The organism is Streptomyces sp. NPDC056373 (assembly GCF_042262425.1).
Classification (GTDB): Bacteria; Actinomycetota; Actinomycetes; order Streptomycetales; family Streptomycetaceae; genus Streptomyces.
In genome coordinates this window covers 322,766-347,617 of record NZ_JBHJPX010000006.1, presented here as the reverse complement: position 1 = coordinate 347,617, position 24,852 = coordinate 322,766, and the positions used below count along the sequence as shown (strand labels likewise).

Below are 24,852 nucleotides of genomic sequence, written 5' to 3'. Positions count from 1 at the left end.
CGCGGGCGTTTTCTCATTCCCAGGAGACACCCGACATGGCACGCATGCCGGGCGCCAAGTGGCGCCCCATCCCCACCAACTACACCGACGGCGGGCAGGAGTCCGTACGGGGCGTCGTCGTCCACATCATGGCCGGCACCTACAACGGCACCGACTCATGGTTCAGGAACCCCCGCGCACAGGCGTCGTCCCACTTCGGCACCAGCAAGGCCGGCGCCCTGTGCCAGTGGGTAGACACCGCCGACCGCGCATGGGCACAGGCCGCCGGCAACCCGGACTGGCTCAGCGTCGAGAACGAGGGCCGCGGCGGCGACGAGCTCACCGACGCCCAACTCGACCGATGCGCCGAGGTCCTCGCATGGGCGCACGACAAGTACGGCGTACCGCTCAAGGTCGCCGACGGCCCCGGCGACCGCGGACTCGGCTACCACGCCATGGGAGGGAAGGCGTGGGGAAACCACCCGTCGTGCCCCGGCTCGAAGATCGTCAAGCAGCTCCCACAGATCGTCACCCGCGCGAAGAAGATCGCCGGCACCGGGAACAGCAGTGGCGGCACCGCGCCGAACGCGCCGTCGCTCGCCCGCTACACCGTGACGATCAACGGACTCACCTACGGGTACGGCGCCCACGGCGCGCACGTGACCCGCGTGGGTGAGGCCCTCGTGAAGCGCGGGCACGGCGAGCACTACAAGTCCGGCCCGGGCCCGGAGTGGACCGACGCCGACACCCGCGCCTACGCCGAGTTTCAGAAGGCACTCGGCTACAAGGGCGACGACGCCGACGGAGTGCCCGGGGCGGCGAGTCTGCGCGCCCTGCTCGGCACCCTGCCCGCCAAGGCAACGCCCGTCGTCGACCTGTCCAAGCTGGTCACCGCGGCCCGCACCGACCCGCCGAAGAAGGGCCGCCCCGTGAGCTACGCGGGCGCCCGGACCGTCGAGGCCGCCCTCGCCGCCGAGGATCTGCTCGCCGAGCGCTACGTCGACGGCCATTTCGGGGGCGAGGCCGTCGAGGGGTACGCCGCGTGGCAGCGCCGATGCGGGTACAGCGGCGCCGCCGCCGACGGCATCCCGGGCCGCTCGACCCTCGCCGCACTCGGCCGCCGCCACGGGTTCCGCGTCGTGGCGTAGCCACCGCGCCGCCCTCGAGCAGCTGCTCGACCCCGCCCCGCCGGCACCGCGCCGCGGGGCGGGCCCCCTTCCCCCTCACGAGAGGCACCCATCATGAGCGACAAGACCAAGCGCGCCATCCGCACCGGATTGCAGACCCTCGCCGCCGTCGCCGCCGTCCTGCCCGCCCTCGCCGCCGTCGTCGCCGACTCCAGCGAGCTCGCCGTCGCCGCGCCGTGGCTGGTCGCCGCCGCCGCATCGGCCGCCGTCGTCGCGGGCGTCGTGGCCCGCGTCATGGCCGCCCCCGCGTTCGAGGTCGTGCTCGACCGGTTCGGCATCGGCATGCGAGACGACCGGCCCGGAGGCACCCGCGCATGACGACCAACCCGTCGCCGTCCGATCCGGCCGCGGTCGCCCTCGAGCTCGAGCGCATCCGAGGATCGATCGAGCTCGGGTTCACAAGGACGGCCGGCGACCTCGCCCTACTCGTGCAGCGCCACGACCACACGGACCAGACCTTGAAGGAACACGCGCGGCACCTCGACTCCCACGACGCCCGACTCGACACCCTCGAGCGCGGCGAGACGGAAGCGCAGAAGCGCGACACCGAGCGCCTCGCCGCCCTCGAGCGCGGCCGATGGCCCCTGCCTTCCGTGGCCGCCCTGATCGCCCTGTGCGGCCTACTGCTGTCCCTCTACCAGTTCGCCACCAAGTGACACAGCAACGCCCCCCGTACGGCCACCTACGGCCGTAACGGGGGGCGCTTTCGTGCGTTCAGGGGCGAGCGTTGAACGTGCCCACCTTGAGGCCAGCGACGAGGCCGGCGAACTGGTCACGAGTGAAGAGCAGGGCGGGTCCGGTCGGGTTCTTGCTGTCCCGGACCGCGATCCGCTCAGGGCCGACGACGCCGCACTCGACACAGTCAGACTGAGCGCCAGACGCCGAGGACTTCCACCACGCCACGGGGAGCGTCGACGCGTCTTCGATGTGGTTCATTCCGTCTTATCCCTTATCTCTGCGATGCGTTGTGCGGACAGCTCGGGCGACAGCGCAGCAGCGCGCAACCGCTCGAACGCGTCCCGGTAGACGCCCACTTGTTCCGATTCCTCGACGTACAGGGCCGAAGTCAACGACTCGACGTGCACGACGTCGAGGTCTGCCTGTTCCTCGAACGACAAGATCGAGTAACTGCCCATCTGCCCAACATGCGGCGGGGCGTCCGACGGGAGAACCTGAATCGTCACATTAGGCCGCCGACTCCGTTCGAGCAGCCGCGACAACTGGTCACGCATGACGCCCTCGCCAACGCACGTCGTACGCAACGCGCCCTCCGCAACGATCGCCCACAGGCCGACCGGCGACTCACGGGTGAGGACAGACTGACGCGCGAGGCGAACCTCGACCAACGGATCGATGCGCCCCTCGACGGCCGCAGACATGGCGGTAGCCGTGATGATCTCCCGGGCGTATTCGCCAGTCTGGAGCAGGCCCGGAATCACACCCATCTGCCACGACCGGACCGATGACGCCTCATGTTCGAGACTGATCAGGTCCTCATACACAGGCGACAGTACGCCGCGGTAGCTGTGCCACCACCCGCGTTGCGCGCCCTCACGAGCCAGCGACAACAACGCGCCGCGCAACTCCGCATCGTCAACGCTGAACAGGTCGAGCAACGTGTCGACGTCCGTAGGCTTTGCGGCACTTCGGGCAGTCTCCAGCCTCGACAGCTTGGCCACCGTGAAGGCGCCGTCACTCTTGGCGGCGACCTCCTCGAGGGTGAGGCCCTGGGTGTCGCGGAGCGCCCGCAACTTCTTACCGAGCCTGCGCCGGCGCACTGTTGGCCCGCTCAACTTCGCCTCCCCTCCGTAGTCCTGCCCGACAGTCTGCCGCTTCGCCTCTAACCATGTCACCTGCGTCGGACCTCTCGTGAGCTGCCCCTATCGCGGGCATATGCAAATTCTCATTCCACCCTTGAGAGGGTTGCACGTCTAGGGGGACTAGGTGCACTCTCGTGTCACGAAAAGTGACAGTGCCACCGACGGGCGTTACGAAATGCGCGCCAACTGGCACCACGGGCGTAGGGAGTTTGCATGGTGCACATGCAGCCGGACGCGTTACGCAAGTGCTCTGATCCCCCGGCCGGGCCTCCACCGGCACTCCCGGCACGGAAGGTGTTCCGGTCCGGCCCGCAGGCCGTCAAGCTGGCCCGCGCATTCGTACGTGAGCAGCTGGTCAAGGAAGACCCGCCCCTCACCGACGACCAGCTCGACGATCTGTGCCTCATCACGTCCGAGCTCGCCACGAACGCCGTTCGCTACGGCACCGAGCCGGGCGACTCATTCGCCGTTGCTCTCCTGCCGGCCCTCGAGCGCGTGCGCATCGAGGTAAGCGACCCCGTGCGACGCATGCCGCAGATGCGTAACGAGTCGGGAGAGCGCGCCCGCGGGCGCGGCCTCCATATCGTCGACCGCCTCGCGGTGCGGTGGGCCGTGGACGAGCGGCCGTTCGGGAAAGCGGTCTGGGCGGAGGTCGCGAGGTGAGCGACAACAACCTCACGTTTCGAGCAGTGCCCGGCCCGGGCTTCGTCGCCGGCTGCACCGTGTCGACGTGGCTGCACCGCGGCGCCCTCGCCGAACCCATTGCACACGTACTGATCGGCCACGCGCCCCCGCGGCGCCCGCACGAGGATGCCCTATCGGTCGAGCTCGGCCTACTGGGCATGGTCGACGCGATGCGCTTACGGCCGGCCGCCGAGCGCGTGCCGTATGTCGGTGCCCGCCTGATCATGCGCGGCCCGTACGTCGCCCTCGACTACGGGCACCCCAAGTTCGTCATGCGACTACCGGCCCCCGGGCAGGAGTGGCGCGCCCACGTCAACACGGGCGGGCAAGTGTGCCTGACGATCGTTCTCGACTCCATACCGCCCGGCGCGGGCCCCGACGCTATCGACGCGCACCTCGAGCGCGTCGTCGCCATCGGCCGCGCGTACATGGGCGCAACAGACCTCCGGCACCGGTGATGGTTGAGGAGTCGGGCGAGGCCGTAGAACTGCCCATGCCGCCGCCGTTCATGTGGGGGTGCCAGGAGTGCACGTGGTTACTGCTCCGGCTCGGCCAGATGTGGGACGACCCTGCGGGGTGCTTCTGGGAACAGTTGCAGGTAGCGCGACACGTCGCCGCGGCGCACCCTGCGGAGGTACCGGCGCAGCACCTCGAGGGCTGCGAGCTGTGCCCGACGTACGCCGGCCGGCAGGACGACGACGCGGCCGGAGTGTGGGCGCAGCATCGCGCACGGGACCTGTTCATGCCGTCCTCAATCGCCCGCCTGTTGTGAGCCGCCCGTGACGCACGCTCGCCGGCGCGTGCGTCCTCCCTCCCCGCTACACCGGTAGCGGGAAGGGCCCGCCGCCGCCACCCTCCCCCGAGTGGCGCGCTGGGCCGAACGGCCCCGGTACCTACCGCGAGGTACCGGGGCCGTTCCATGCCGAGAGGGCCCGCCCCAGTGCCGGGGCGGGCCCTCTTTTGCGCGTTGTCGCAGGTCACGGCCATTGATCATCTGAGGCGCAACTGTGAGCTATTCCATCGAGGATGTCGTGCTCGCTCACCACGACCTCCCGCGCGCCGATCCGCTCCATGATCGACAGGAGCACGAGGGCGCCCGCCCCGATCACGTCGACCCGGCCCGGATGCATGGAGGGCACGGCCGCGCGCTCGGCGTGGGTGGAGCGCAGCAGCCACTCGGCGATCTCGCGGACCTTCTCGTAGGAGACGCGGGAGTGGTGGATGGCCTCGGAGTCGTACTCCGGCAGCTCCTGCGCGATCGCCGACACGGTCGTCACGGAGCCGGCCAGGCCCACCAGCGTGCGCGCCTCGCGCAGCGGGACCGTCCGCTCGGCGAGGTCGAGCGCGGCCTCGATGTCGGCCCGCATCGCCGCGATCTGCTCCTGCGAGGGCGGGTCGCTCACGACCCCGTCCCGGACCAGGTGCCGCTCGGTCATGCGGACACAGCCGACGTCCACGGAGCGGGCCGCCCGGACCCGGTCGTCGCCCACGACGAACTCGGTCGAGCCGCCGCCGATGTCCACGACCAGGTAGGGCCTGAGCAGGTGGTCGCTCCCGGCGAGCTCCTTGGTGGCGCCGGTGAAGGAGAACTCGGCCTCCTGGTCACCGGTGATCACCTCGGGCTCGACGCCCAGGATGTCCAGCACACCGCGCACGAACTCGTCCCGGTTCTCGGCGTCCCGGGAGGCGGACGTCGCCACGAACCGCAGCCGCTCCGCTCCGTGCTCCTTGATGATCGCGGCGTACTCACGGCACGCCGCGAAGGTCCGCTGAAGTGCCTCGGGGGCGAGCCGGCCGGTGCGGTCGACGCCCTGCCCGAGTCGCACGATGGTCATCCGGCGGTCCAGGTCGACCAGCTCACCGGTGGCCGGGTCGGCGTCGGCGACCAGGAGCCGGATGGAGTTCGTACCGCAGTCCACGGCGGCGACACGGGTCACTGGGCGTCCTCCTCGGCGGTCGTCACACAGGCGCCCTTGCGCCACCACTCGGGCAGCAGGGCCAGAGCCTCGTCGCCCAGCGGGTTCACGCCGGGTCCCGCGGCCAGCGAGTGGGCCACCAGGACGTGCAGGCACTTCACCCGGTCCGGCATGCCGCCCGCGCTCGGGAAGTTCTTCAGCTCCTCGATCTCGTCACGGCGCCGGATGTAGTCCTCGTGCGCGGCCCGGTACGCCGCCGCCAGCTCCGGGTCCGAGGCCAGCCGCTCGGTCATCTCCTTCATCACGCCGTTGGCCTCCAGCGTGCCGATGGCCGAGTTCGCCTTCGGGCACGTCAGGTAGTACAGCGTGGGGAACGGCGTGCCGTCCGGCAGCCGCGGGGCCGTCTCGACGACGTCGGGCTGTCCGCACGGGCAGCGGTGCGCGATCGCGCGCAGGCCGCGCGGGGGCCGACCGAGCTGCTGCTTGAAGGCCTCGACGTCGGCGTCGGTCGGCTCGGTGCGCGGGGTGGTCGGCGGGGGCGTTTCCATGACTGTCTTCAGGCTGTCTTTCTCTGGGTTCAGGTCACTGGCTGGGGCTGGGTCACCGGTCGGCGGCGTCGGCCTTGTCGACCCCGTCCCAGACGTTCGAGTACCAGGGGCGGTCGGCCGCCCCCAGGTCGGTGCGCGACTGCTTCGCCGCGTGCGGGTCGACGACGATGAAACCCGTCTCCCCCGGCATCACGTAGTGCAACCGCTGCCGGATCTGCTGCTCGGCGTACGCGTCGTCCTGCCAGCGCGCCTTCAGGTCGCGCAGCCGTTCGACGCGCTCGCGGGCCTGCTGCTGCTCACGCCGGAGGTCGTCGATCTCCGCGCGCTGTGAGACGTACTCCCGCATCGGGTAGGCCAGGGCCACGATCAGCGAGCACATCACCAGGGCGAGCAGGGCGGCCCGGCCGGTGAGCCGCGAGCGGCGGGCCTGGCGCCTGGTCTGGGAGCGGTAGACCCGGGCCGCGGTCTGCTCGCCGAGCAACCGGATCCTGGTCGCGGTGGAGAACCGGTCCCGGTCCTTCACGGCCATCTGTCCGCCTCCCGCTCCACCGTCATACGCGCGTACGTCCCCGGACACGGTACGGGACCGAGTACGGGGACGTACGTACGACGCTGCTACTTGGGCGTGGGTCAGCCCTTGAAGCGCGGGAAGGCGCTGCGGCCGGCGTACACCGCGGCGTCGTCGAGGATCTCCTCGATGCGCAGCAGCTGGTTGTACTTGGCGACGCGCTCGGAGCGGGCCGGGGCGCCGGTCTTGATCTGGCCGCAGTTGGTGGCGACGGCCAGGTCGGCGATGGTGACGTCCTCGGTCTCGCCGGAGCGGTGGGACATCATGCACTTGAAGCCGTTGCGCTGGGCCAGCTCGACGGCGTCCAGGGTCTCGGTGAGCGAACCGATCTGGTTGACCTTGACCAGGAGCGCGTTGGCCGCGCCCTCCTCGATGCCGCGGGCGAGGCGCTCGGGGTTGGTGACGAACAGGTCGTCGCCGACGAGCTGGACCTTGTCACCGAGCTTGTCGGTGATGGTCTTCCAGCCCTCCCAGTCGTCCTCGAACAGCGGGTCCTCGATGGAGACGAGCGGGTACGCGTCGACGAGCTCCGCGTAGTACTCGGTCATCTCGGCGGCCGAGCGGCCCTTGCCCTCGAAGGTGTAGACGCCGTCCTTGTAGAACTCGGAGGCGGCGACGTCGAGCGCGAGGGCGATCTGCTCGCCGGGGGTGTAGCCGGCCTCCTTGATCGCCTCGAGGATGAGGTCGAGGGCCTCGCGGTTGGAGCCGAGGTCCGGGGCGAAGCCGCCCTCGTCGCCGAGGCCGGTGGCCAGGCCCTTGCTCTTCAGGACCTTCTTCAGGGTGTGGTAGACCTCGGCGCCCCAGCGCAGGGCCTCGGAGAAGGACTCCGCGCCGATCGGGGCGATCATGAACTCCTGGATGTCCACGTTGGAGTCGGCGTGCGAGCCGCCGTTCAGGATGTTCATCATCGGCACCGGCAGCAGGTGCGCGTTGGGGCCGCCCAGGTAGCGGAAGAGGGGGAGGTCGCTGGCCTCGGAGGCGGCGTGGGCCACGGCGAGGGAGACGCCGAGGATGGCGTTGGCGCCGAGCGAGCCCTTGTTGTCGGTGGCGTCCAGGTCGAACATGGCCTGGTCGATCAGGCGCTGCTCGGTGGCGTCGTAGCCGACCAGCTCCGGGCCGATCTGCTCGATGACCGCGAGCACGGCCTTCTCCACACCCTTGCCGAGGTAGCGGTTCGAGTCGCCGTCGCGGAGCTCGATGGCCTCGAAGGCGCCCGTGGAGGCGCCGGACGGGACGGCGGCACGACCGGTGCTGCCGTCGTCGAGGCCGACCTCGACCTCGACCGTGGGGTTGCCTCGGGAGTCCAGGATTTCCCGGGCTACGACGACGTCGATGGACGGCACGAGCATCTCCTTCTTCATGTGACGCGGTGACGCGGGTCGCGCGGACCCTGCGAGGTGCGGGCCCGGTGGCTCGCGACATGAGCCTAACCGGCTCCGGGCGATCGGCCACCGGGTCGCCCACCCCATGGACAGAACCGAGAGTAAATTGTTTCTGAACGGAACAAAGCCGGTCGCCGAAAAAACCCCGCCCCGGCGCGTACGGGGGATGACGCACCGGGGCGGGGAGCACGGGGACCCTGGGCGGGTCCGGGTGGGCCGCTGCTTACTTCAGGTGCAGCTGCTGGCCCGGGTAGATGAGGTTGGCATCGTCGACGATGTCCTTGTTCAGCTCGAAGAGCTTCTCCCAGCCGCCCTTGACCTTCTTGTCCGCGGCGATCGAGCTGAGGGTGTCACCCTTGACGACCTTGTACTCGCCGTCGCCCTTCTTGACCTTCTTGCCGGTCGGGGTGGTGACGGTCTTCTTGGCCGCCGGGCGCTCGTCGGAGCGGGAGGCCGGCTGCTGCTCGGTCTGACGGGACTCGGTGCTCTGCTGGCTCTGCTGGCTCTGCGAGGAGCTGCCGGAGTCGCTCGAGGAGCCGCCGCCGGTGGAGGCGCCGGACAGGCCCTTGCCGCAGACCGGCCAGGCGCCCTTGCCCTGGCTCGCCAGGACCTTCTCGGCGACCTGGATCTGCTGGTCCTTGCCGGCCTTGTCGGCGGTGGAGGCGTACTGGGTGCCGCCGTACGCGGCCCAGGTGGAGGCGGAGAACTGCAGACCGCCGTAGTAGCCGTTGCCGGTGTTGATGGACCAGTCGCCGCCGGACTCGCACTGGGCGACCGTGTCCCACTCGGAGGTGGTGGCGGCGGAGGCGTTGCCGGCCGCCATCAGCGGGGCGGCGACGGCGACACCGGCGACACCGGCGAGCGCGGCGGCGCGGGTGGCCTTGGACGGACGACGGTGCTTGCCCTTGCCGGAAAACAGCATGGATGGATCCCCTCACCGACGCCTGCGAGGTGAGCTGTCGGGTTCGGGCCGGTTGAGTTGCCCGGCCGCGTCCCTGAAACGGGACGCGGCTTCACCCCAAGCCCTTCCGGCACAACCGGCCGGTCGGGCACCTACCTTGGGTCCCCCGCTCCTGCCTACGGCGCTTGACGCGACGACTGTTCCCGTACGGCCGCTGGCAGGATTCGGCGTTGCGGCAGCCGGGGCTCGCGGTGGCGAGCGGTCACGACCGTAGACACGTGATCCGGAGAATTTCAAAGACGATCAGGGCTTCTGAGATCTATCTCTCACGGGCCCCAAACGGGACATCAGCCACGAAACAGGGCGCGAACTCACCCGGTTTCGGGGTGAGTTCGACCGCCGTTTCCGCACTGCCCGAACAGCTACTTCTCGTCCGCTTCGCCCTCGACCGTGAGCGTCTGACCGGGGAGGATGAGGTTCGGGTCGGCGCCGACCTCCTTCTCGTTGCCCTCGTAGAGCGCGTGCCATCCGCCGCTGACCCGAAGGGCGTCGGCGATGGACCAGAGGCTGTCGCCGATGCCCACGATGTAGGCGCCTTCGGAATCGCCGGAACTCTCCTCGGCGGGCGCGGAGTGACGCCCCGTCGCCTTCCCCTCGGGGCCACCGTCGGACGCGCCGGTCTCGTCGGCACTGGGGCCGCGGTGGCGGCCGGAACCGGTGTCGCCCGGCCGCGAGGAGTCGTCGCCCTGCCGGGCGCTGTCGGCCTTGTCGCTCTTCGAGGCGCCCGACGAGGAGTCGTCGGACTGCTGCTTCTGCGACGAACCAGTGGGTTCGGTCGACTTGTCCGGCTTGGCGGTTTCGTCCTTCGAGGCCGACGCGTCAGGCGATGACGAGGGAGAGGAGGAAGGGCCGTCCGAGGGGGACGAACCGAGCGAGTCGAGCAGGCCGGGCGAGTCGACCTCGCCGGACGAGTCGGACGCCCCGGACGAGTCCGACCCCTTGCCCTGCTCGAGGCCGGAGAGCAGTCCGCAGGTGCGCCAAGCGCCCACGCCCTGGTCGGCGAGGATTCTCTCGGCCACGGCTATCTGCTGGGAGCGGCTGGCCAGGTCGGCACTCGCGGCGTAGTCCAGACCGCCGTGACTCTCCCAGTCCTCCTGGGACAACTGCAGGCCGCCGTAGTAGCCGTTGCCGCTGTTCTCGCTCCATGCGCCGCCGGTCTCGCAGTCCGCGACCCGGTCCCAGGTCGTGCCGTCGGCCGCACTGGCGCCGGAGGCCCCGAGGAGGGGGATCGCGATGGCGGAGCCGGTCACTCCGGCCGCGACGAGGAGAGCCGGAGCCTGGCGGGGGCGACGGTGCCGACCGTTCCCGGAGAGCATACGGAGACCTTTCACGCGACAGCAGTGACCGACGCGGCGTGAATCCCTCCGCGTTGATGGGTGAACGTATCGGCAGACGATCACTTGTCACAAGTTCATGCCGCGCAGATCACGTGAAGATCACAGGTCTGATGTTTCGTCACCTTCAGCGGGGGCTACCGGAGCGAACTCCACCGGCAGTGTGCGCAGCCCCCGCATGATGAGGCCGCCGCGCCATCTCAGCTCGGCCGGATCCGCGGCCAGCCGGAGGTCCGGGAGGCGGGTCAGCAGGGTGGAGAGGGCGGTCTGGCCCTCCAGGCGGGCGAGCGGGGCGCCGAGGCAGTAGTGGATGCCGTGGCCGTATCCGAGGTGCTGGTTGTCGAGGCGGGAGAGGTCCAGTACGTCCGGATCGGCGAACCGCTCCGGGTCCCGGTCCGCGGCGGCCAGCACGACGAGGACGGGGTCACCCGCCTCGATGTGCTGCCCGCCGAGGGTGAGCGGCTGCGTGGCGAAACGCCAGGTGGCGAGTTCGACGGGGCCGTCGAAGCGGAGGAGTTCCTCGACGCCGGTCTCCAGGAGGCCGCTCTCCCCGGCGGCGAGGGACGCCTGGAGCCGGGCACGCTGCCCGGGGTGGGTGAGCAGCGCGTAGGTGCCGTTCCCTATGAGGTTGACGGTTGTCTCGAAACCGGCGAACAGCAGGATGAAGGCCATGGCCGCCGCCTCGTTCTCGGTGAGGTGCTCGCCGTGGTCGGAGGCGCGGATCAGACCGGAGATGAGGTCCTCACCGGGGGCGGGTTCGGCGGGCAGCGCCTCACGCTTGCGGTGGATGAGGTCGGCGAGGTAGCCGCGCATCTTCTTCACCGACCGCGCCACACCGCCCCTGGGGCCGCCCTGGTGACGGATCATCATGCCCGCCCAGTCACGGAAGTCGTCCTGGTCCTCGCGCGGGACGCCGAGCAGGTCGCAGATGGCGTAGATGGGGAGCGGGAAGGCGAACTCGTGGATCAGGTCGGCGGATCCCTTCGCCGCGAAACCGTCGATCAGAGTGTCGGTGAGCTCCTGCACCCGCGGCGCGAACTCGGCGACCCGGCGGGGTGTGAACGCCTTGGAGACCAGCCGCCGCAGCCGGGTGTGGTCCGGCGGGTCGATGTTCAGCAGATGCGTCATCAAGTCGGCCTTGCGCTCGCCGGGGATGCCCGTCTTCCCCTTGGCGTGCGCCGGTTCGTCGTGATGCGCCGGGTTCTTGGAGAGCCGGTTGTCGGCGAGCGTCTGCTTGGCGTCGGCGTACCGCGTGACCAGCCAGGCCTCCACTCCGCTGGGGAGCCGGGTCTTGTGGACGGGGCTGTGCTCGCGGAGCCAGGCGTAGGCGGGGTAGGGGTCGCTCGCGAACTCCCAGGTGAAGAGGTCGGGAGCGGTCGCGGGTGTGCTGGGCTGGGGCTGGTCGGTCACGCCTCGACCGTATCCGGCTTCCGGCGGCGGCTCTCCACCGTCGAGGCTCGACCGTGTCCGGCTTGCGGTGGCGGCCCTCTACCGTCGAGGCTCGACGCTGTCCGGCTTCCGGCGGCGGCCCTGCACCGTGTACGCGGCGCTCAGCCCTCGGCCTGACGGATCGCGTCGCGGTACGCGCGGGCCGCCGCTCTGAGTGCAGCCTCCGGGTCGACGCCCTCCGACTCGGCTCGGACGGCCAGGGCCAGCAGCTCGTAGCCGATGCCCTCGACGGGCGGGAGCGGTATCTCCAGCTGTGCCGTGCGGACACGGGAGGCCAGCTTGGCGGCGAGGGCCAGGCCGGGCTGGCCGAGGGGAATGCCCTCGGTGATCGAGGTGCGCTGTTTCTCGACCGCCTTGGTGCGCAGCCAGTGCTCCTTGACCTCCTCGGGGGTGGTGGCCGTCGCGTCGCCGAAGACATGCGGGTGGCGGTGGATCAGCTTGGCGACGATGCCGCCGGCCACGTCGTCGATGGAGAAGGACTCCGCCCCGTCCTCCGGCCGCCCCTCCTCGGCGATGCGGGCGTGGAAGACGACCTGGAGGAGGACGTCGCCGAGCTCCTCGCGCAGTTCGTCCCGGTCGCCCTCCTCGATCGCCTCGACGAGCTCGTACGCCTCCTCGATGCCGTACTTCGCCAGACCCTCGTGGGTCTGCCGGGAGGACCAGGGGCATTCGACGCGGATGCGGTCCATGACCTGGACGAGGTCGAGGAGGCGGGCTCCGGGGAGGTCGTAGGAGGCCGGCAGCAGCTCCAGCTCGGGCATGGCGATACGGCCGGTGCCGGCCAGGCGGGCCAGGCCGTCCGTGAGGGCCGGTTCGCCCTCGCCGGTCGCCACCACGACCACCGTGTGTCCGCCGGCGCAGGCGTCGAGCAGCTCCTGCGCGCTCGGGGACGCCTCGGCGACGGTGATCCCCGCCTCTCGCAGATACGGCAGCTGCGGATGCGTGCCGTCCGCGCACAGCACCTGGTCGGCCTCGTGCAGGGCCTGCCAGGCGGGCCAGGAGAGCAGGCCGGGGGCGACGCGGTGGCTGGTGGTGAGCAGGACGATGCGGCCGGGGGCGACGGCCGCGTCGGGAGCGGTCCGCTCGGGGCCCGGGGTGGCTTCGGGGCTGTTGGCGTTCACGGTTCGAAGCTATCCCACGCCGCCGACCGCGCCCGAAGTTGTCCACAGGCCCGGAGGCCGGTGCCCTCCACAGGCCCGGAGGCCGGTGCCCGACGACGGGGCCCTCCACAGGCCCGGAGGGCGGGGCCCACGGGGCGGGGCCCACGGGCCGGGCCGTCCCTTCCTTCCCCGGGGCCGTCCGCAGCTGCCCTACATCCCCTGCTGCTGCGTCTGCGCCGCCGTGACGTCCCGTACCCACGGCGTCTTGGCCTCGGCAGGCCTGCTCTTCTGGACGTCCCAGGTGCCGTAGCGCGGGTTGAGGTCGACGTTCAGTTCCTTGGAGGCGTCGGAGAGCGCCTTCCAGAACTCGGGACGGTCGGTGTTCGTGCCCAGCTTCTCGGCGAGTTTCTGGGCCTCCAGCTGGAGGCGGAGGTTGTCGTCGAGGCGCTCCGGCGGGACGCCGTACTGCTGGAGCCAGGTCGTCTCCAGCCCCTTGGCGCCGCCGGCCTGCTGTTCCAGGCCGGACCGCATCGCCTGGACCTCCTTGCGGGAGACGGTCACCCCGGCGTCCTCGGCGGCGCGGTGCAGCACCCGGTCCAGGACCATGGTGTGCAGGGTGTCGCGGGTGAGGGTGCCGGTCCTGGCGATGGCCTGCTGGTACTGGGCCTCGTCCTGGACGGCCGCCCGCTGGGCCGCGCGTACCTCGCCGACCCGCTCTTCCAGCTGGGAGACGGTGATCCGCTGGCCGCCCACCACGGCTGCCGCGCCGGGATGCGCGTCGTTGCCGCAGGCGGTGAGCAGGGGCGCCGCGGCGGCGATCGCGGCGGTGAGGAGGAGCGCGGTGCGACGGCGGCGGTGCAAGGAAACCTCCCGAGGAGATTGTGCGACGGTGCACAAAGTCTTGCGATGATCGATGGTAGGCAGTGGCCCGGCTCTGGCCAACCCATTCGACCAACGATTCACGGGGACATCCGGCACCGCCGCGCCCCGCTCCGGGCCGGTCGTCAGCCGCGGACCTGCCCCAGCCACTGCAGGGTCCTGCGGATCTCCGCCCCGAGCGGGTGCCCGGGGCCGTGGGTGCGCTCCACGTCGTGCAGCAGCCGGGCCAGGGTGTCGTGGGCGGCGCCGCGGTCGCCGAGGGCGAGCTGGAGGTGCCCGATCCGGCGCCGGACGTCGTGCGCGAGCTCGGGTCCGCCGGCGGCGACGTACTGGTTCTCGTAGTAGGGCAGCACCGCCCGGTACTCGGCGAGCGCCGCGGCCGGCTCGCCCAGCTGTTCGAGGCATTGGGCGGCCTCGTAGCGGAAGCGCAGGGCCTGCGGGTCGGCCTGGCCCGCCTCGGCGGCGCGCTCGTCGGCGAGGCGACGCAGCTCGGGCAGCGCGCGCCGGTACTGGCCGTCGTCCAGGAGCGTCGCGGCGTACTGCTTGCGCAGGGTGCGCACGACCGGGGAGTTGGTGCCGTGCTGTTCGGCTGCGGCGGGCAGGATTCCCCCCAGGATGTCGACGGCCTGGGTGACACGGCCCTCGCCGAGGAGCCGTTTGACCTCGTCGACGGCGCGGGCGATGCCCGTCTGCCCCGGAGCCTCCATGACGGGTGTGGCCGGCGTGGGCCGGGGCGCGGGGGTGCGCGCACGGTCGGGCCAGGGGGCGTGCGGGCGCAGGAAGGGGCGGGTGGGATCGAGGGCCGCTCCGGTGGGCGTGCCGCGCGCCGGCAGGAGCAGTTCCAGGTGCTCGTAGACCTCCTGCGCGGAGGCGGGCCGGTGCTGCGGGTCCTTGGCCAGGAGGCGCAGCACGAGGGCCTCCAGGGCCTCGGGGACTTCGGGCCGGATGCGGCGTACGGGCAGCGGGGGCTCGTACAGGTGCCGGTGCAGGACGCCGAGGGCCGTGGAGCCGGAGAAGGGCACGTCGCCGCTGAGCAGTTCGTGCAGGACCACGCCGAGCGCGTACAGGTCGGTGTAGGGGCCGACGGCGCCGCCCATCGCCTGCTCCGGTGCCATGTAGGCGGGCGAGCCGATCGGTGTGCCGGTGTGGGTGAGGCGGGTGGTGTCCGCGTCCATCACGGAGGCGACGCCGAGGTCGAGGACGGTGACGGTGCCGTCCTGCTTCACCATCACGTTGCGCGGCTTGAGGTCGCGGTGGACGATCGGCACGGCGTGCACGGCGCTCAGCACGGCGCACAACTGCGCGGCGACCGCGACCGCCCACTGCCAGGGGTACGGGGAGTGCTCGGCGAGGTGGCCGGCGAGGTCGGCGCCGTCGATGTACTGCATGACGAGGAACAGTTCCTCGCCCTCACTGCCCGCGTCGTGCACGGTGACCAGACCGGGGTGGTCGACCTGCGCGGTCACCCGGCACTCACGCACGAAGCGGCGGCGCAGTTCCTCCGCGTCCTGGCCGGCGACCTTGTCGGGGCGCAGCAGCTTCACCGCCACACGCCGGTCGAGCCGCTGGTCGTACGCCGTCCAGACCTGGCCCATGCCGCCCTGCCCGAGGACGGTGGCCAGTTCGTAGCGGCCGGCGACGACTCGTCCTGCCGCCGCGGTCACCTTCCGTCCTCGTGCCGGCCGTCCCTGTGGCCCTCGGCCTCGTGCCGGCGCAGGTAGTCGCTGAGCTCGTCGAGTTCGGCGCGGACCTGGTCGATGCGGGCGGGGGCGGGGCGCTGGGGGGACGGGGGCGGCTGCACCGGGGCCGGGGGCGTGTCGTGCGGGGCGGGCGCGTGAGCTGCGGGGGGCTGCGGGACGGGGGTGGGCGTCGGGGCGTAGGGCGGCGCGGGGTGCGGGTAGCCGTACGGGGTGTGCGCCCCGGTCGGGACGGTCGGAGCGTGGGGAGACGCGTGGCCGGCGAACGTCCGCCGCTCGCCGTGGTGGCCGATGTCCACGACCAGGAAGTAGATGGCGGCACCCGCGCCGAGCAGCAGGATCATGGCCAGCGCGATGTCGGTGCGGACGTCGTTCTCCGGCAGCGAGCCGATCACGGCGAAGCAGGCGATGGACAGCGGCAGGCTCACCCAGGCCAGCACCCAGTCGAGGGCCCGGCCGCGCAGGGCGGCCACCCGGAACAGCGGGACGCAGGCCAGGACGCCGCACGTGAGGAAACCGGCTGCGGCGAACAGCACACGCAGGGAGATGACCGTTGCCGCGCTGCGGGGAGGCGGCGCCGCGCCGTGGCCGTACATGACTGCTCCTGGACCGGTGGGGCCGTCGGGGACGGACCTGCGAGTGACAGAGACCCTGTCGGGATTCCGAGCGTATAGCCAGACAGGGACAACCGGTCACGGGTTGTACCGAACCGTTGTCATGCTGATCACTTCGTGTGAACAGCCCGCCCCCGAGCCGGTCGTGGGCCGTGCGGTCGTGCGGTCGTGCGGCCGTCCTGCGCGTCATGCCCTACGTCGGATGTCACGTACGACGGATGTCGCCTACGGCGGATCAGCTACAGCGGGTGCCGCATCCACACGTTGGGCTCGACGTACACCGCGTACCCGCGCTCCACCTCGCAGCGCACCGGCACCAGTCCGCCCGGCACTTCGATGTCGCCGTCGGTGTCGAACGGCAGGCCCGTCCAGCGGCGCCAGTCCGCGAGCGGGGCGGCCACCGTCATGGATGCCGGTGCCACGGAGTCGATCGTGGCTCCGGCCCGGGCGTGGACGCGCAGCCACGGGTCCTGGGGCAGGCCGTCGGGCCGCACACGGCGGGCGTACTCCTCCATCGGCGTGTGCGGTTCCAGGTGTTTGGCGTTGGGACGGACCGGGGCGACGACCTCGCGGAAGCCGCGGGCCCGGGCGTTGTCGCGCATGGCCGAGAGCATCACCGCGGACAGGCCGCGGCCCTGTGCCTGCGGGGCGATGGAGACCGAGATCGCGCTGACGGTGTCCGGCCGGACTCCGCGCCGAAGGTCGGAGAACGCCCACACCAGTACCGCGTCCCAGCCGTTGGCAGGCAGCCGGCCACCGCGGTGCTCGGTGCCGAGGGCGAAGGGCACGCTGTAGGCGTTCGCCACGATCTCGCCCTGCTCGTCCTCGGCGAACAGGACGTACTCCGGGAGTTCGGCGGCGATCCGCGGGAAGTGGGCGGCGCCCACGAGGTCCTGGATCACGAACTCCGGCCAGCTGTCCGCCATCCCCACGACCCGCTCCAGCGTGTCCGGGCGGTCGGCGAGGCTCGATATCTTCGGTTCCATGTGATCACGGTAGGCGGCGGTGGCGAACACCCGGAACCGAATTACCGGGCCGGCACCGGATCCGCTGCCTCCTGGGAGGACCCGGCTCGCCGAGCGGCCACCACCATCACGGCCAGGGACATCAGGACGAGCCCGGCGCCCACGTAGAGCGGCGCCGTGTACCCGAGACCCGCGGAGACGGCCACGCCCCCGAGCCACGCGCCCAGCGCGTTGCCGACGTTGGACGCGGACACGTTGGCGCTCGCCGCCAGTGCCGCCCCGTGGGCGAAGTCGGTGACGCGGGTGATCATGCCGGGCACGCCGGCGAATCCGGTCACCCCCATGAGGAAGACCAGGACCACCGAGGCGGTGGCGCTCTCCGCCAGCAGCCCGAACAGGACCAGGGTGAGGGCGAGTCCGAGCAGGGCGAGGATCAGGGCCCGGTCCCGGTCGCGGTCGGCCGCGCGCCCTCCCAGCAGGTTCCCGACGACCAGGCCGACCCCGTAGACCATCAGCAGCCAGGCGACATCGGCCGGGGCGAAGCCACTGACCTCCGTGAACGTGTACGCGATGTAGCTGAACGCGCCGAACATCCCGCCGTAGCCCAGGGCGGTGGCCACCAGCGTCAGCCAGACCTGCCAGGACCGGAAGGCCCGCAGTTGCCGCGCCAGGCCGCTGGGCGGTGTTCGACCCGACTCCGGCTCGGGCGCCCCTGTCGCAGGCGTCCCCGTCGCAGGCGTCCCCACCCCTGGTGTCACCACCCCGGGCGTCACCGCCCCTGGCGTCCTCACCTCGGGCGCCCCCACCCCGGGCGTCACCGCCCCTGGCGTCCTCACCTCGGGCGCCCCCACCCCGGGCGTCACCGCCCCTGGCGTCCCCACCGCGGCTTTCCCCGCCGCGGTCGGCTGCGCCCCTGCCCCCGGCCGCACCCGGCCCGCCCCGGCGGGGACCAGCGCCGCGATTCCCGCCAGTGCCAGCAGGCCGATCGCCGTGACCGCCCAGAAGGCCGCTCGCCAGCCCCACCGCTCACCGACGAGGGCGCCGAAGGGCACGCCCAGCACGTTCGCGACCGTCAGCCCGGCGAACATGACCGCCACGGCCTGCGACTTCTTCTCCGGCGCGGCCAGACCGCGCGCGACCAGGGACCCGATCCCGAAGAACGAGCCGTGGCACAACGCTGCCACGATCCGCCCGAGCAGCATCACCTGATAGTTCGGCGCGGCGGCGGACAGCAGGTTGCCGATGACGAACAGCGCCACGAGGCCGACCAGTACGTGCTTGTGGGGCAGCCGCGTCGTCGCCGCGGTCAGGACGATCGCGCCGACCGCGACGCTCAGCGCGTACCCCGAGATCAGCCAGCCGGCGGCCGCCTCGGACACCGCGAAGCTCGATGCCACCTGCGGCAGCAGCCCGGCGATGAGGAACTCGGTCAGACCGATACCGAACCCGCCGAGCGCCAGCGCGATGAGTCCGCCCGGCATCCGTCCTCCTCCGATCGGCACCAAGGGCCCACAGGACAGGGCCCTACCCACCGCACTGCTTCAGCATCATCTCCTTGTCGGGCGCCGTGACGGGGAGTTCGTACTTCAGCGACACCTGGGCGAAGCGCACCGAGTAGGCGCAGCGGATCCGCTTGTCCGGGGGCAGCCAGGACGCCGGGCCGGAGTCGCCCTTCGAGCCGTTGGTCGGCCCGTCCACCGGGACAAGGTTGAGCGGGTCGTTTATGTCGGCACCCGTAACTGTCTCACCGACCCCTCCGTTATGTGCGCGTACAGCTTGTCTCACACCGGGGAGGGTGGCTCGCGCGTGATGGAGTCAGAAGAGGCGGATGCCAGTGCCGGGACGCTGGTGCTACTGCACCGGACGGCGCTCGGGGCGCCACCCATCGACCCACTTCCCTTCGACGGGGACACAGTCCTTCAGCGAGCCGGCGCCAACGAGGGCAGACCTTTCATCCTCGGACCGGACGGCGGCTACGACCACCACCTGAACCGCTTCCTGCGCGACCTGGAGCACTGGGGCGTGCGATCGGAGAACAGCCGCATCGCCTACAGCACCGACGTCATGCTCTACTGCCGCTTCCTCCACGAGTCCCGGGGCGGCAAGTCCATCTGGGACACGGACGGCGCCGACCTCCGTGCATACAAGGCCGTACGCCTGCACGGCGACGGACCGGGCAGCGTGTCCGTGGCGACCTGGAACCGTTCCGTCGCCGCGCTCGACAAGTGGGTGCAGTGGTCGCTGTACGAGGAACTGCTGTCAGCGGAGCCGTTCCGGTACGTCGACAAGACCGTGGTGTCGCCGCAGGGACCGAAGCGAGTACGTGTCAACGCGGACGCCGAGCCCGAGACGCCCCGGCAGCCGATCCGGTTCCTGTCGCACGAGGACTTCATGCTCTGGCGGGACGTCGGCCTGCGAGGACTGCTGCCGGACGGCTCCCCGGACGCCAAGTGGCGTGGGCGCAACGGCGAACGCAACGCTCTCTTCGCCGATCTCCTGGTGTGCACCGGCATGCGGTTGGGCGAGGCCGCGAGCCTGCTGACGACGGAACTGCCGCCGGTGACCGGCCGACGTCTGATCGGCGACATCACCGTCTCGGCCGCCGTGGCAAAGCGCGGCAAGGCACGCACGGTGTACGTCCGTCCCCGGGTGGCCCGCGACCTGCACCACTACGTCGGTATCGAGCGGGACGAGTTGGTGCAGCGACGAGGCGTCCAGAACGTGTACGAGGCGCTTGCGGACCGTCTGCCGGTACGTCGGGCGAACCGGCACGCGCTCGTAGTCGAGAACGGATCCAGCTGGTCCTACTCGCGTATCGGCGCGGCGGACCGGGCACGACTCGTCCAGGTCGACGGCCGAGGAGGAGTGGTCGGCCCCCTCTGTCTGTGGCTCGGTGAGAACGGGGTGCCGCTGCGGCGCAGTACCTGGCAGTCGGTCTTCCAACGGGCGAACGAGCGGTGTGCCGCATTCGGGCTCGATTTCGACGTCCACCCGCACACCCTGCGGCACACGTTCGCGGTGCACATGCTCGGCCTCCTGCTGCGGCAGACCGTCCGGGCGCTCGGCATGCGCGAGGACCGCCGATTCACCCACGCGGAGGTGAAGCGCCTGCTCATCGGCAACCCTCTGCGCAAGCTTCAGCTCCTGCTCGGCCATCGCCACGAAGCGACCGTCTACTCGTACCTCGACGTGCTTGACGAGGCCCAGGAGATCGTGCTCGCGGCACTCGGCGACTGGGACGAACAGGCCGCCGCCTTCGAGCGGATCAGCTTGAACGCGGAGGAGAATCGGTGAGCCCGCGCCGAGTCCGCTTTCCCGCCGCTGTCGAGTCCCCTGCCACGGCCGAACCCGTGCCGACGATCGGCCCCGTGATCTTCACCGTGGATCTGAACGGGAGTCCCGAGGACATCGACATGTCGGGCCTTCCGTGTCCGCGCCTCGTCCGAGCCCTGGCCAACGCCCTCGTCGACGTCATCAGCAGCCCCGGCACTCTGCGGGACCGCAATGGCGTCCGCTACGTCGTCAAACGCATCCGGGAGTTCGTCGAGTTCACGGCCGCTGCCCTCCCGGACTTCGCTGCCGACCTGCGTCTGAGCGACCTGGAGCCCGATCTCCTGGACGCCTTCGAGGCGCGTCTGATCGCTCAGTACGGAGAGACGAGCAAGGAGCCGTACCTCACCATGACGTACCTCGTCCGGCTGCTGAAGCTGGTGCACGAGGCACACCCTGACGCCTTCGGAGCCGCCTTTCACGCCCGCCTGGGATTCACGTCGACGTCGGCCCACCGGGCGTCGAAGCCACTCGACGCCTATCCGTTCCCGGTGCTCGAGGCGTTGGAGACCGCCGCCCGGGACGACGTCGCCCGCATCCGCGACCGGATCCTGGAGGGCGAGAAGCTGGCGGCATCGGGCCGAGACCCGCACCAACACGGCTGGGACAGGCTGGAGAACGTCCTCTGGCACATCGCGCACCATGGCCCGCTGACCGCCGACGACGCCTCGTACAAGATCCTGCGTCCCTGTGGCGGCAGGGAGGAGGTCAATGGTCGTCTGCACCTCACCGCACGGGACCTGGTGCCCTTCCTTCTCCTGCTCGCCTGTCAGACGGGCATGGAGCCCGAGTGCATCCGGCGGCTGCGCTCCGACTGCCTCACGAGTCCGGCACGCGGATACGTCAGCGTCGCCTACGTCAAGAAGCGCGCCCCGGGTGCCACGCACAAGACGGTCAGGGTCGCCGACGGGGGTTCGCTGCGCTTCCCCGGCGGCGTGATCCGGCTGGCCCTGCGCTTGACGAAGCGCACCCGTGCGCTGATCGGCAGTGATGCGCTGTGGTGCGACGTCGGTGGTCATGGACGAGCGCGTGCGCCCTTCGACGACGGTCCTCACGGCTGGTCGGCCGTGACCCGGCAGTGGATGTCCGAGCGTGGACTCGACCGCCTCACCGACCGCGACGGCAAGCCTGTCGCCCTCGACCTGCGGCGAGTACGCAAGACCGTCAAGTCCCGTCAGTACCTGCGGGCCGGTGGAGTACTTGAGGACTTCGCCTCCGGCCACACCCGGCCGGTCGCCGCGAAGCGCTACGCGGACATCGGCGCCCACGAGGAGACCCATGAGCAGGCGGTGGAGGCGGGCCTTGAGCAGGCGCTCGGCGCGGCACTGGCCCCACCTGTGGTGCTGTCGGACGACGGTTCCCGGCTAGACGACGGCCAAGCCGCACTGACCGCGCGGGACATCGAGTCGGCGCTCTCCGGTGAACAAGATGTATGGCTCGCCTCCTGCCGCGACTTCTTCGCCTCACCGTTCGCACGCAAGCCCGGCGCGGCCTGCCCCGTCCCGGCCTGGGGATGCCTGGAATGCCCGAACGCGGTGTTCACCAGTCGCCACTTGCCGAGCCTGCTGTCCTTCCTGGACTTCATGGAACGACAGCGCGAGGAGTATCCCGCCGCCGAGTGGACCGCGCGGTTCGGTCTTGCGTGGGACCGCGTCGTCCATGGTGTCCGCGCCCGCTTCAACACACGCCAGATCACCACGGCACAGGCCATCGCCGAGGCCGACGGCGATCGCCTGCTGCTGCCCCCGTCGTTCCTGGGGGTCATCGCATGACTGTCGTCCCCAAGCCGAGGATCGGTGATCACGACCTGTCCCCAGCCTCGGAGCACGTGCTCCCGGAGCGGCTCACGCGGGGCCTGCCGAGCCGAGGCCCGCTCCTGTCCGAGGACATCTGGGATCTGCGGTGCGTGCTGCCCCGCACCTGGCGGACGTGGCGGCTCGACTTCACGCAGATCGACGATCCGGTGACACGGCGCACCGCGCAGGAGTACGTCGCCTCCCGCCTCCACCGGGGCTCCCTCGGTCTCGGCCCGATGAAGGCCACGGCGGCAGCCGCAGAACTGCGCGTCTTCATCGCCGTGATGAAGGACCTGCGGGACGTGGGGGCCCCGCGGCTGTCCTCCGTCGGCCGCGGGCACCTCAACGCCGTTCTGTCGCGGTGGAAGCCCATGCCAGGCAAGGCCGTCCGTAACATCACGCTTCTCAAGCACCTCGCGGCGCACGGGCCGTTCCTGTCTCAGGACCGGCTGGACATCCTCCCCTGGAACGGCCGCAGTGCCTACAGCGTCGCCGGGGTACAGCGGGCCAAGGGCGAGAACGCCACTCCGCGCATCCCCGAGGAGATCCTCGCGCCGTTGCTGCGAGCCGCGGTCTTCTACGTGGAGACGGCCAGCGGCGACATCCTCGCCGCCCAGCGGGAGGTCGCCGCGCTCGAAGCAGCACGCAAGGGCCAGAATCTCGGTGCTGGTCAGGCGCGCGAACGAGTCGTGGCCTTCATCGCCGGGCGCCGCGCGGGCGGCCGAGGCATCCCCGCGCTCCCCCACGGGACCGCGCACACCGTGACCGACGCCGTCATCGTCGACGGCGTACCGCAGAGCCCCAACCACAGCCTCGTGTCTCTCCTGACCGGCTGCGGCAACGCCGCACACCTGCGACCGCTGATGGCTGAGGCCGCAAAGGACATCGGCTACGAGGAAGGCGGCCTGGACACTCCTATGTCCGAGTGGCCGGCCACCGGCAGGCCGTGGCGCCCGCGGCTGAGCCCCGTCACGTTGGCCAACGAGCTGTCCTTCCTGCGCACGGCCTGCTGGATCGTCATCGCCTACCTTTCGGGAATGCGGGACGTGGAAGTGCGTGAGCTGGCCCGCGACTGCGCCACTGCCGAGACCGGTGCCGACGGGCGGCCTCGGTACAAACTCCGCGGACGGGTTTACAAGGGAAAGGACCGCAAGCTCAGCGGGGACGAAGCCGAGTGGGTGGTCCTCCACGTCGTGCACCAGGCCGTCGACGTCCTCAGAGAGATCAACGACGATCCAGGCCACCTCTTCGGCTACGACGGCGGCGGCCGCAACGGATACGTACTCCTCACCAACGTGCCCCGGCGTATCCGCGCCTTCCGTGACCACCTCAACGCGCTCTTCAGCACGGCGGATGAGCTCTACATCCCCTTGACGACGGCGTCCCCGAACGGACACTCCCCGGACAGGAAGGACGAAGCCGGAGAAGACGCGAAAGCTTCCTCGGCGCTTCCCTGGGCCTTCGACACCAGGCAGTTCCGCCGGACCCTCGCCTGGCACATCGCCCATCAGCCGTTCGGGGTGGTAGCGGGCGCCCGCCAGTACAAGCACGCCGCGATCACCATGTTCGAGGGCTACGCGGGTACCTCCGCTTCAGGCTTCGCCGACGAGGTCGCCGCCGAGGAGGCCGTGGCCAAGCTCGACTACGTCGAGGACCTCTACCACGACTGGAACGAGGGCGGACGCTCCGCGGGCGGCGCCGCCCAGCGCATCGAGGCCGAGTTCGACCGCATCCGCAGCGAACTCGGCGACCTGCCCGGCGCCGTGGCCAGCCCCACCCGGCTCCGAACGCTGCTGCACCACCTGACGAAGACCCTGCACCCAGGCGTACTCAACGACTGCTTCTACCACGCGGAGACGGCCGTGTGCCGCAAGCGCGCCCAACCTCTGGGACGCCCCGTTCCCCTGCTCGACATGTGCCTGCGCTGCCCCAACTCACGTCGTTCCGCCGTCCATCTGCCTCGCCTGGAGCGAGCGCACGACATGGCTGAGTCCGAACTCGGCGAGGCAACCGGCCTGCCACGACTCCAGCAGCTCGCCATCACCGAGCACCTGGCCACACTCACCCACCTGATCGCCGAAATCGGCGCCACCGACAACAGGGACCCCCGACGATGACCGACCCCACCGACGAGACCCTCCGGGCCGTCCGCACCGCCTTCTTCCGTCTGGCCCGCGAGAACCCCGGCCTGACCGAAATCGACCACAAGATCATGCGTGCCTTCGAGCAGCTCATGCTCGGCCGCCCCGAGATCACAGACGGCCGGACCTCGGCGGTGAACATCTGCGCCGAGGCGGGCGTCTCGCGGGCCTCGTACTACCGCTCTCCCGTCGCGACGGTGATCAAGGAGATTCTCAGCTCTCCCGAGGCCAGACGCCCGGAGTCCGACGAGCTCAGGCAGGAGGTCGCGCGTCTGAAACAGTCAGAGCGGGAAGTCCGTCGGGAGAAGGCGAACGAGATTCGGGAACTGCGTGCCACCGTGGCGGCGTACGCGAACCAGATCCAGGTCCTGGCACTCAGGAACGCGGAGCTGGAAACAGACACCCAGCGGCTTCAAGCCCAGCTCGACAGAGGCCGGGAAGGCCTGATCAAACAACTCAGGCGCTCCGAAGAGCCGGCTTCCACCTGACGTCTCAGGGCGCA

25 protein-coding genes, 1 pseudogene and 1 riboswitch are annotated in these 24,852 nt (G+C 70.8%); of the genes and pseudogenes, 9 read left to right on the top strand and 17 right to left on the bottom strand.

Translation table 11 applies throughout. The annotated features are described in order from the left end of the window. Positions 1 to 35 precede the first annotated feature (35 nt). From ACFCXS_RS15230 to ACFCXS_RS15220, 3 genes are all read left to right on the top strand, one after another. Entirely contained in the window at positions 36 to 1,127 is a 1,092-nt protein-coding gene (locus tag ACFCXS_RS15230; protein WP_376643700.1) for a peptidoglycan-binding protein, read from the top strand. A 93-nt stretch (positions 1,128 to 1,220) separates the two neighbouring features. Then, a complete protein-coding gene (locus ACFCXS_RS15225; RefSeq protein WP_376643699.1) occupies positions 1,221 to 1,484 on the top strand; it encodes a hypothetical protein in 264 nt (87 codons plus the stop codon). Further along, positions 1,481 to 1,822, top strand: a complete 342-nt coding sequence (locus tag ACFCXS_RS15220) for a hypothetical protein (protein WP_376643698.1) — start codon at positions 1,481 to 1,483, stop codon at positions 1,820 to 1,822. The genes ACFCXS_RS15225 and ACFCXS_RS15220 overlap by 4 nt, the downstream gene beginning before the upstream one ends. Positions 1,823 to 1,880: 58 nt before the next feature. Here the strand turns inward: ACFCXS_RS15220 and ACFCXS_RS15215 are convergent, their stop codons facing one another. Further along, a complete protein-coding gene (locus tag ACFCXS_RS15215; RefSeq protein WP_376643697.1) occupies positions 1,881 to 2,102 on the bottom strand; it encodes a DUF397 domain-containing protein in 222 nt (73 codons plus the stop codon). Next, entirely contained in the window at positions 2,099 to 2,959 is an 861-nt protein-coding gene (locus ACFCXS_RS15210; RefSeq protein ID WP_376643841.1) for a helix-turn-helix transcriptional regulator, read from the bottom strand. The genes ACFCXS_RS15215 and ACFCXS_RS15210 overlap by 4 nt, the downstream gene beginning before the upstream one ends. Before the next feature lie 240 nt (positions 2,960 to 3,199). Here ACFCXS_RS15210 and ACFCXS_RS15205 point away from each other — a divergent pair, with 240 nt between their 5' ends. Together ACFCXS_RS15205 and ACFCXS_RS15200 are read left to right on the top strand one after the other, a co-directional pair. Then, the gene (locus tag ACFCXS_RS15205; protein ID WP_376643696.1) at positions 3,200 to 3,649 is read left to right on the top strand and encodes an ATP-binding protein; all 450 of its coding nucleotides are present in this window, start codon (positions 3,200 to 3,202) and stop codon (positions 3,647 to 3,649) included. After that, positions 3,646 to 4,128 (top strand): hypothetical protein, encoded by a 483-nt coding sequence (locus tag ACFCXS_RS15200; protein WP_376643695.1) that lies wholly within the window; start codon positions 3,646 to 3,648, stop codon positions 4,126 to 4,128. The genes ACFCXS_RS15205 and ACFCXS_RS15200 overlap by 4 nt, the downstream gene beginning before the upstream one ends. A 77-nt stretch (positions 4,129 to 4,205) precedes the next feature. On the opposite strand, the gene ACFCXS_RS15195 is transcribed toward ACFCXS_RS15200, so the two are convergent. From ACFCXS_RS15195 to ACFCXS_RS15125, 15 genes and pseudogenes are all read right to left on the bottom strand, one after another. Continuing rightward, on the bottom strand, positions 4,206 to 4,394 hold the full coding sequence (locus ACFCXS_RS15195; protein WP_376643694.1) for a hypothetical protein: 189 nt from the start codon (positions 4,392 to 4,394) through the stop codon (positions 4,206 to 4,208). 253 nt (positions 4,395 to 4,647) lie between these two features. Next, on the bottom strand, positions 4,648 to 5,607 hold the full coding sequence (locus tag ACFCXS_RS15190) for an exopolyphosphatase (protein WP_376643693.1): 960 nt from the start codon (positions 5,605 to 5,607) through the stop codon (positions 4,648 to 4,650). After that, a complete protein-coding gene (locus tag ACFCXS_RS15185; protein WP_358326804.1) occupies positions 5,604 to 6,134 on the bottom strand; it encodes a DUF501 domain-containing protein in 531 nt (176 codons plus the stop codon). The genes ACFCXS_RS15190 and ACFCXS_RS15185 overlap by 4 nt, the downstream gene beginning before the upstream one ends. Before the next feature lie 52 nt (positions 6,135 to 6,186). Next, on the bottom strand, positions 6,187 to 6,663 hold the full coding sequence (locus ACFCXS_RS15180) for a septum formation initiator family protein (protein WP_376643692.1): 477 nt from the start codon (positions 6,661 to 6,663) through the stop codon (positions 6,187 to 6,189). 101 nt (positions 6,664 to 6,764) lie between these two features. Next, positions 6,765 to 8,045 (bottom strand): phosphopyruvate hydratase, encoded by a 1,281-nt coding sequence (gene eno, locus ACFCXS_RS15175; protein WP_376643691.1) that lies wholly within the window; start codon positions 8,043 to 8,045, stop codon positions 6,765 to 6,767. Positions 8,046 to 8,307: 262 nt separating this feature from the next. Further along, positions 8,308 to 9,006, bottom strand: coding sequence for a transglycosylase family protein (locus tag ACFCXS_RS15170; RefSeq protein ID WP_376643690.1), 699 nt, complete (start codon positions 9,004 to 9,006; stop codon positions 8,308 to 8,310). 4 nt (positions 9,007 to 9,010) lie between these two features. Further along, positions 9,011 to 9,179, bottom strand: a riboswitch (cyclic di-AMP (ydaO/yuaA leader). A 228-nt stretch (positions 9,180 to 9,407) separates the two neighbouring features. Continuing rightward, positions 9,408 to 10,361, bottom strand: a complete 954-nt coding sequence (locus tag ACFCXS_RS15165; RefSeq protein WP_376643689.1) for a transglycosylase family protein — start codon at positions 10,359 to 10,361, stop codon at positions 9,408 to 9,410. 120 nt (positions 10,362 to 10,481) lie between these two features. Then, positions 10,482 to 11,789: a cytochrome P450 gene (locus ACFCXS_RS15160; RefSeq protein WP_376643688.1), complete on the bottom strand. Its 1,308-nt coding sequence runs from the start codon at positions 11,787 to 11,789 to the stop codon at positions 10,482 to 10,484. Positions 11,790 to 11,929: 140 nt separating this feature from the next. Then, positions 11,930 to 12,949 carry a nucleoside triphosphate pyrophosphohydrolase gene (locus ACFCXS_RS15155; RefSeq protein ID WP_376643687.1) on the bottom strand — a complete coding sequence of 340 codons (1,020 nt, stop codon included), beginning with the start codon at positions 12,947 to 12,949 and terminating at the stop codon, positions 11,930 to 11,932. A gap of 189 nt (positions 12,950 to 13,138) precedes the next feature. After that, on the bottom strand, positions 13,139 to 13,789 hold the full coding sequence (locus ACFCXS_RS15150; RefSeq protein WP_376643686.1) for a SurA N-terminal domain-containing protein: 651 nt from the start codon (positions 13,787 to 13,789) through the stop codon (positions 13,139 to 13,141). Positions 13,790 to 13,932: 143 nt separating this feature from the next. After that, positions 13,933 to 15,429 (bottom strand): protein kinase, encoded by a 1,497-nt coding sequence (locus tag ACFCXS_RS15145; protein WP_376643840.1) that lies wholly within the window; start codon positions 15,427 to 15,429, stop codon positions 13,933 to 13,935. Between the two features lie 38 nt (positions 15,430 to 15,467). Beyond that, positions 15,468 to 16,100: a hypothetical protein gene (locus tag ACFCXS_RS15140; RefSeq protein WP_376643685.1), complete on the bottom strand. Its 633-nt coding sequence runs from the start codon at positions 16,098 to 16,100 to the stop codon at positions 15,468 to 15,470. Positions 16,101 to 16,357: 257 nt separating this feature from the next. After that, the gene (locus tag ACFCXS_RS15135; protein ID WP_376643684.1) at positions 16,358 to 17,104 is read right to left on the bottom strand and encodes an N-acetyltransferase; all 747 of its coding nucleotides are present in this window, start codon (positions 17,102 to 17,104) and stop codon (positions 16,358 to 16,360) included. A 41-nt stretch (positions 17,105 to 17,145) separates the two neighbouring features. Further along, positions 17,146 to 18,564 (bottom strand): MFS transporter, encoded by a 1,419-nt coding sequence (locus ACFCXS_RS15130; RefSeq protein ID WP_376643683.1) that lies wholly within the window; start codon positions 18,562 to 18,564, stop codon positions 17,146 to 17,148. A gap of 43 nt (positions 18,565 to 18,607) precedes the next feature. Then, positions 18,608 to 18,805: pseudogene (locus ACFCXS_RS15125) on the bottom strand (HNH endonuclease); the annotation flags it as partial. Between the two features lie 87 nt (positions 18,806 to 18,892). Between ACFCXS_RS15125 and ACFCXS_RS15120 the strand changes: the two are divergent. Genes ACFCXS_RS15120 through ACFCXS_RS15105 form a run of 4 tightly spaced genes read left to right on the top strand, consistent with a single transcriptional unit; the run spans position 18,893 to position 24,838 of the window. Continuing rightward, entirely contained in the window at positions 18,893 to 20,377 is a 1,485-nt protein-coding gene (locus ACFCXS_RS15120) for a tyrosine-type recombinase/integrase (RefSeq protein ID WP_376643839.1), read from the top strand. Continuing rightward, on the top strand, positions 20,374 to 22,185 hold the full coding sequence (locus tag ACFCXS_RS15115; protein ID WP_376643682.1) for a hypothetical protein: 1,812 nt from the start codon (positions 20,374 to 20,376) through the stop codon (positions 22,183 to 22,185). The genes ACFCXS_RS15120 and ACFCXS_RS15115 overlap by 4 nt, the downstream gene beginning before the upstream one ends. Next, positions 22,182 to 24,326 (top strand): hypothetical protein, encoded by a 2,145-nt coding sequence (locus ACFCXS_RS15110; protein ID WP_376643681.1) that lies wholly within the window; start codon positions 22,182 to 22,184, stop codon positions 24,324 to 24,326. Before ACFCXS_RS15115 ends, ACFCXS_RS15110 begins: the two co-directional genes overlap by 4 nt. Continuing rightward, positions 24,323 to 24,838 (top strand): hypothetical protein, encoded by a 516-nt coding sequence (locus ACFCXS_RS15105; RefSeq protein WP_376643680.1) that lies wholly within the window; start codon positions 24,323 to 24,325, stop codon positions 24,836 to 24,838. The genes ACFCXS_RS15110 and ACFCXS_RS15105 overlap by 4 nt, the downstream gene beginning before the upstream one ends. Positions 24,839 to 24,852 lie beyond the last annotated feature (14 nt).

Bases quoted from the DNA above. Each gene is read 5' to 3' on its own strand.
- ACFCXS_RS15140 (WP_376643685.1), bottom strand. From the start codon at position 16,100: ATGTACGGCCACGGCGCGGCGCCGCCTCCCCGCAGCGCGGCAACGGTC.
- ACFCXS_RS15195 (WP_376643694.1), bottom strand. From the start codon at position 4,394: ATGCTGCGCCCACACTCCGGCCGCGTCGTCGTCCTGCCGGCCGGCGTA.
- ACFCXS_RS15215 (WP_376643697.1), bottom strand. From the start codon at position 2,102: ATGAACCACATCGAAGACGCGTCGACGCTCCCCGTGGCGTGGTGGAAG.
- ACFCXS_RS15205 (WP_376643696.1), top strand. From the start codon at position 3,200: ATGGTGCACATGCAGCCGGACGCGTTACGCAAGTGCTCTGATCCCCCG.
- ACFCXS_RS15225 (WP_376643699.1), top strand. From the start codon at position 1,221: ATGAGCGACAAGACCAAGCGCGCCATCCGCACCGGATTGCAGACCCTC.
- ACFCXS_RS15180 (WP_376643692.1), bottom strand. From the start codon at position 6,663: ATGGCCGTGAAGGACCGGGACCGGTTCTCCACCGCGACCAGGATCCGG.
- ACFCXS_RS15185 (WP_358326804.1), bottom strand. From the start codon at position 6,134: ATGGAAACGCCCCCGCCGACCACCCCGCGCACCGAGCCGACCGACGCC.
- ACFCXS_RS15120 (WP_376643839.1), top strand. From the start codon at position 18,893: ATGGAGTCAGAAGAGGCGGATGCCAGTGCCGGGACGCTGGTGCTACTG.
- ACFCXS_RS15230 (WP_376643700.1), top strand. From the start codon at position 36: ATGGCACGCATGCCGGGCGCCAAGTGGCGCCCCATCCCCACCAACTAC.
- ACFCXS_RS15170 (WP_376643690.1), bottom strand. From the start codon at position 9,006: ATGCTGTTTTCCGGCAAGGGCAAGCACCGTCGTCCGTCCAAGGCCACC.
- ACFCXS_RS15135 (WP_376643684.1), bottom strand. From the start codon at position 17,104: ATGGAACCGAAGATATCGAGCCTCGCCGACCGCCCGGACACGCTGGAG.
- ACFCXS_RS15110 (WP_376643681.1), top strand. From the start codon at position 22,182: ATGACTGTCGTCCCCAAGCCGAGGATCGGTGATCACGACCTGTCCCCA.
- ACFCXS_RS15130 (WP_376643683.1), bottom strand. From the start codon at position 18,564: ATGCCGGGCGGACTCATCGCGCTGGCGCTCGGCGGGTTCGGTATCGGT.
- ACFCXS_RS15220 (WP_376643698.1), top strand. From the start codon at position 1,481: ATGACGACCAACCCGTCGCCGTCCGATCCGGCCGCGGTCGCCCTCGAG.
- ACFCXS_RS15105 (WP_376643680.1), top strand. From the start codon at position 24,323: ATGACCGACCCCACCGACGAGACCCTCCGGGCCGTCCGCACCGCCTTC.
- ACFCXS_RS15165 (WP_376643689.1), bottom strand. From the start codon at position 10,361: ATGCTCTCCGGGAACGGTCGGCACCGTCGCCCCCGCCAGGCTCCGGCT.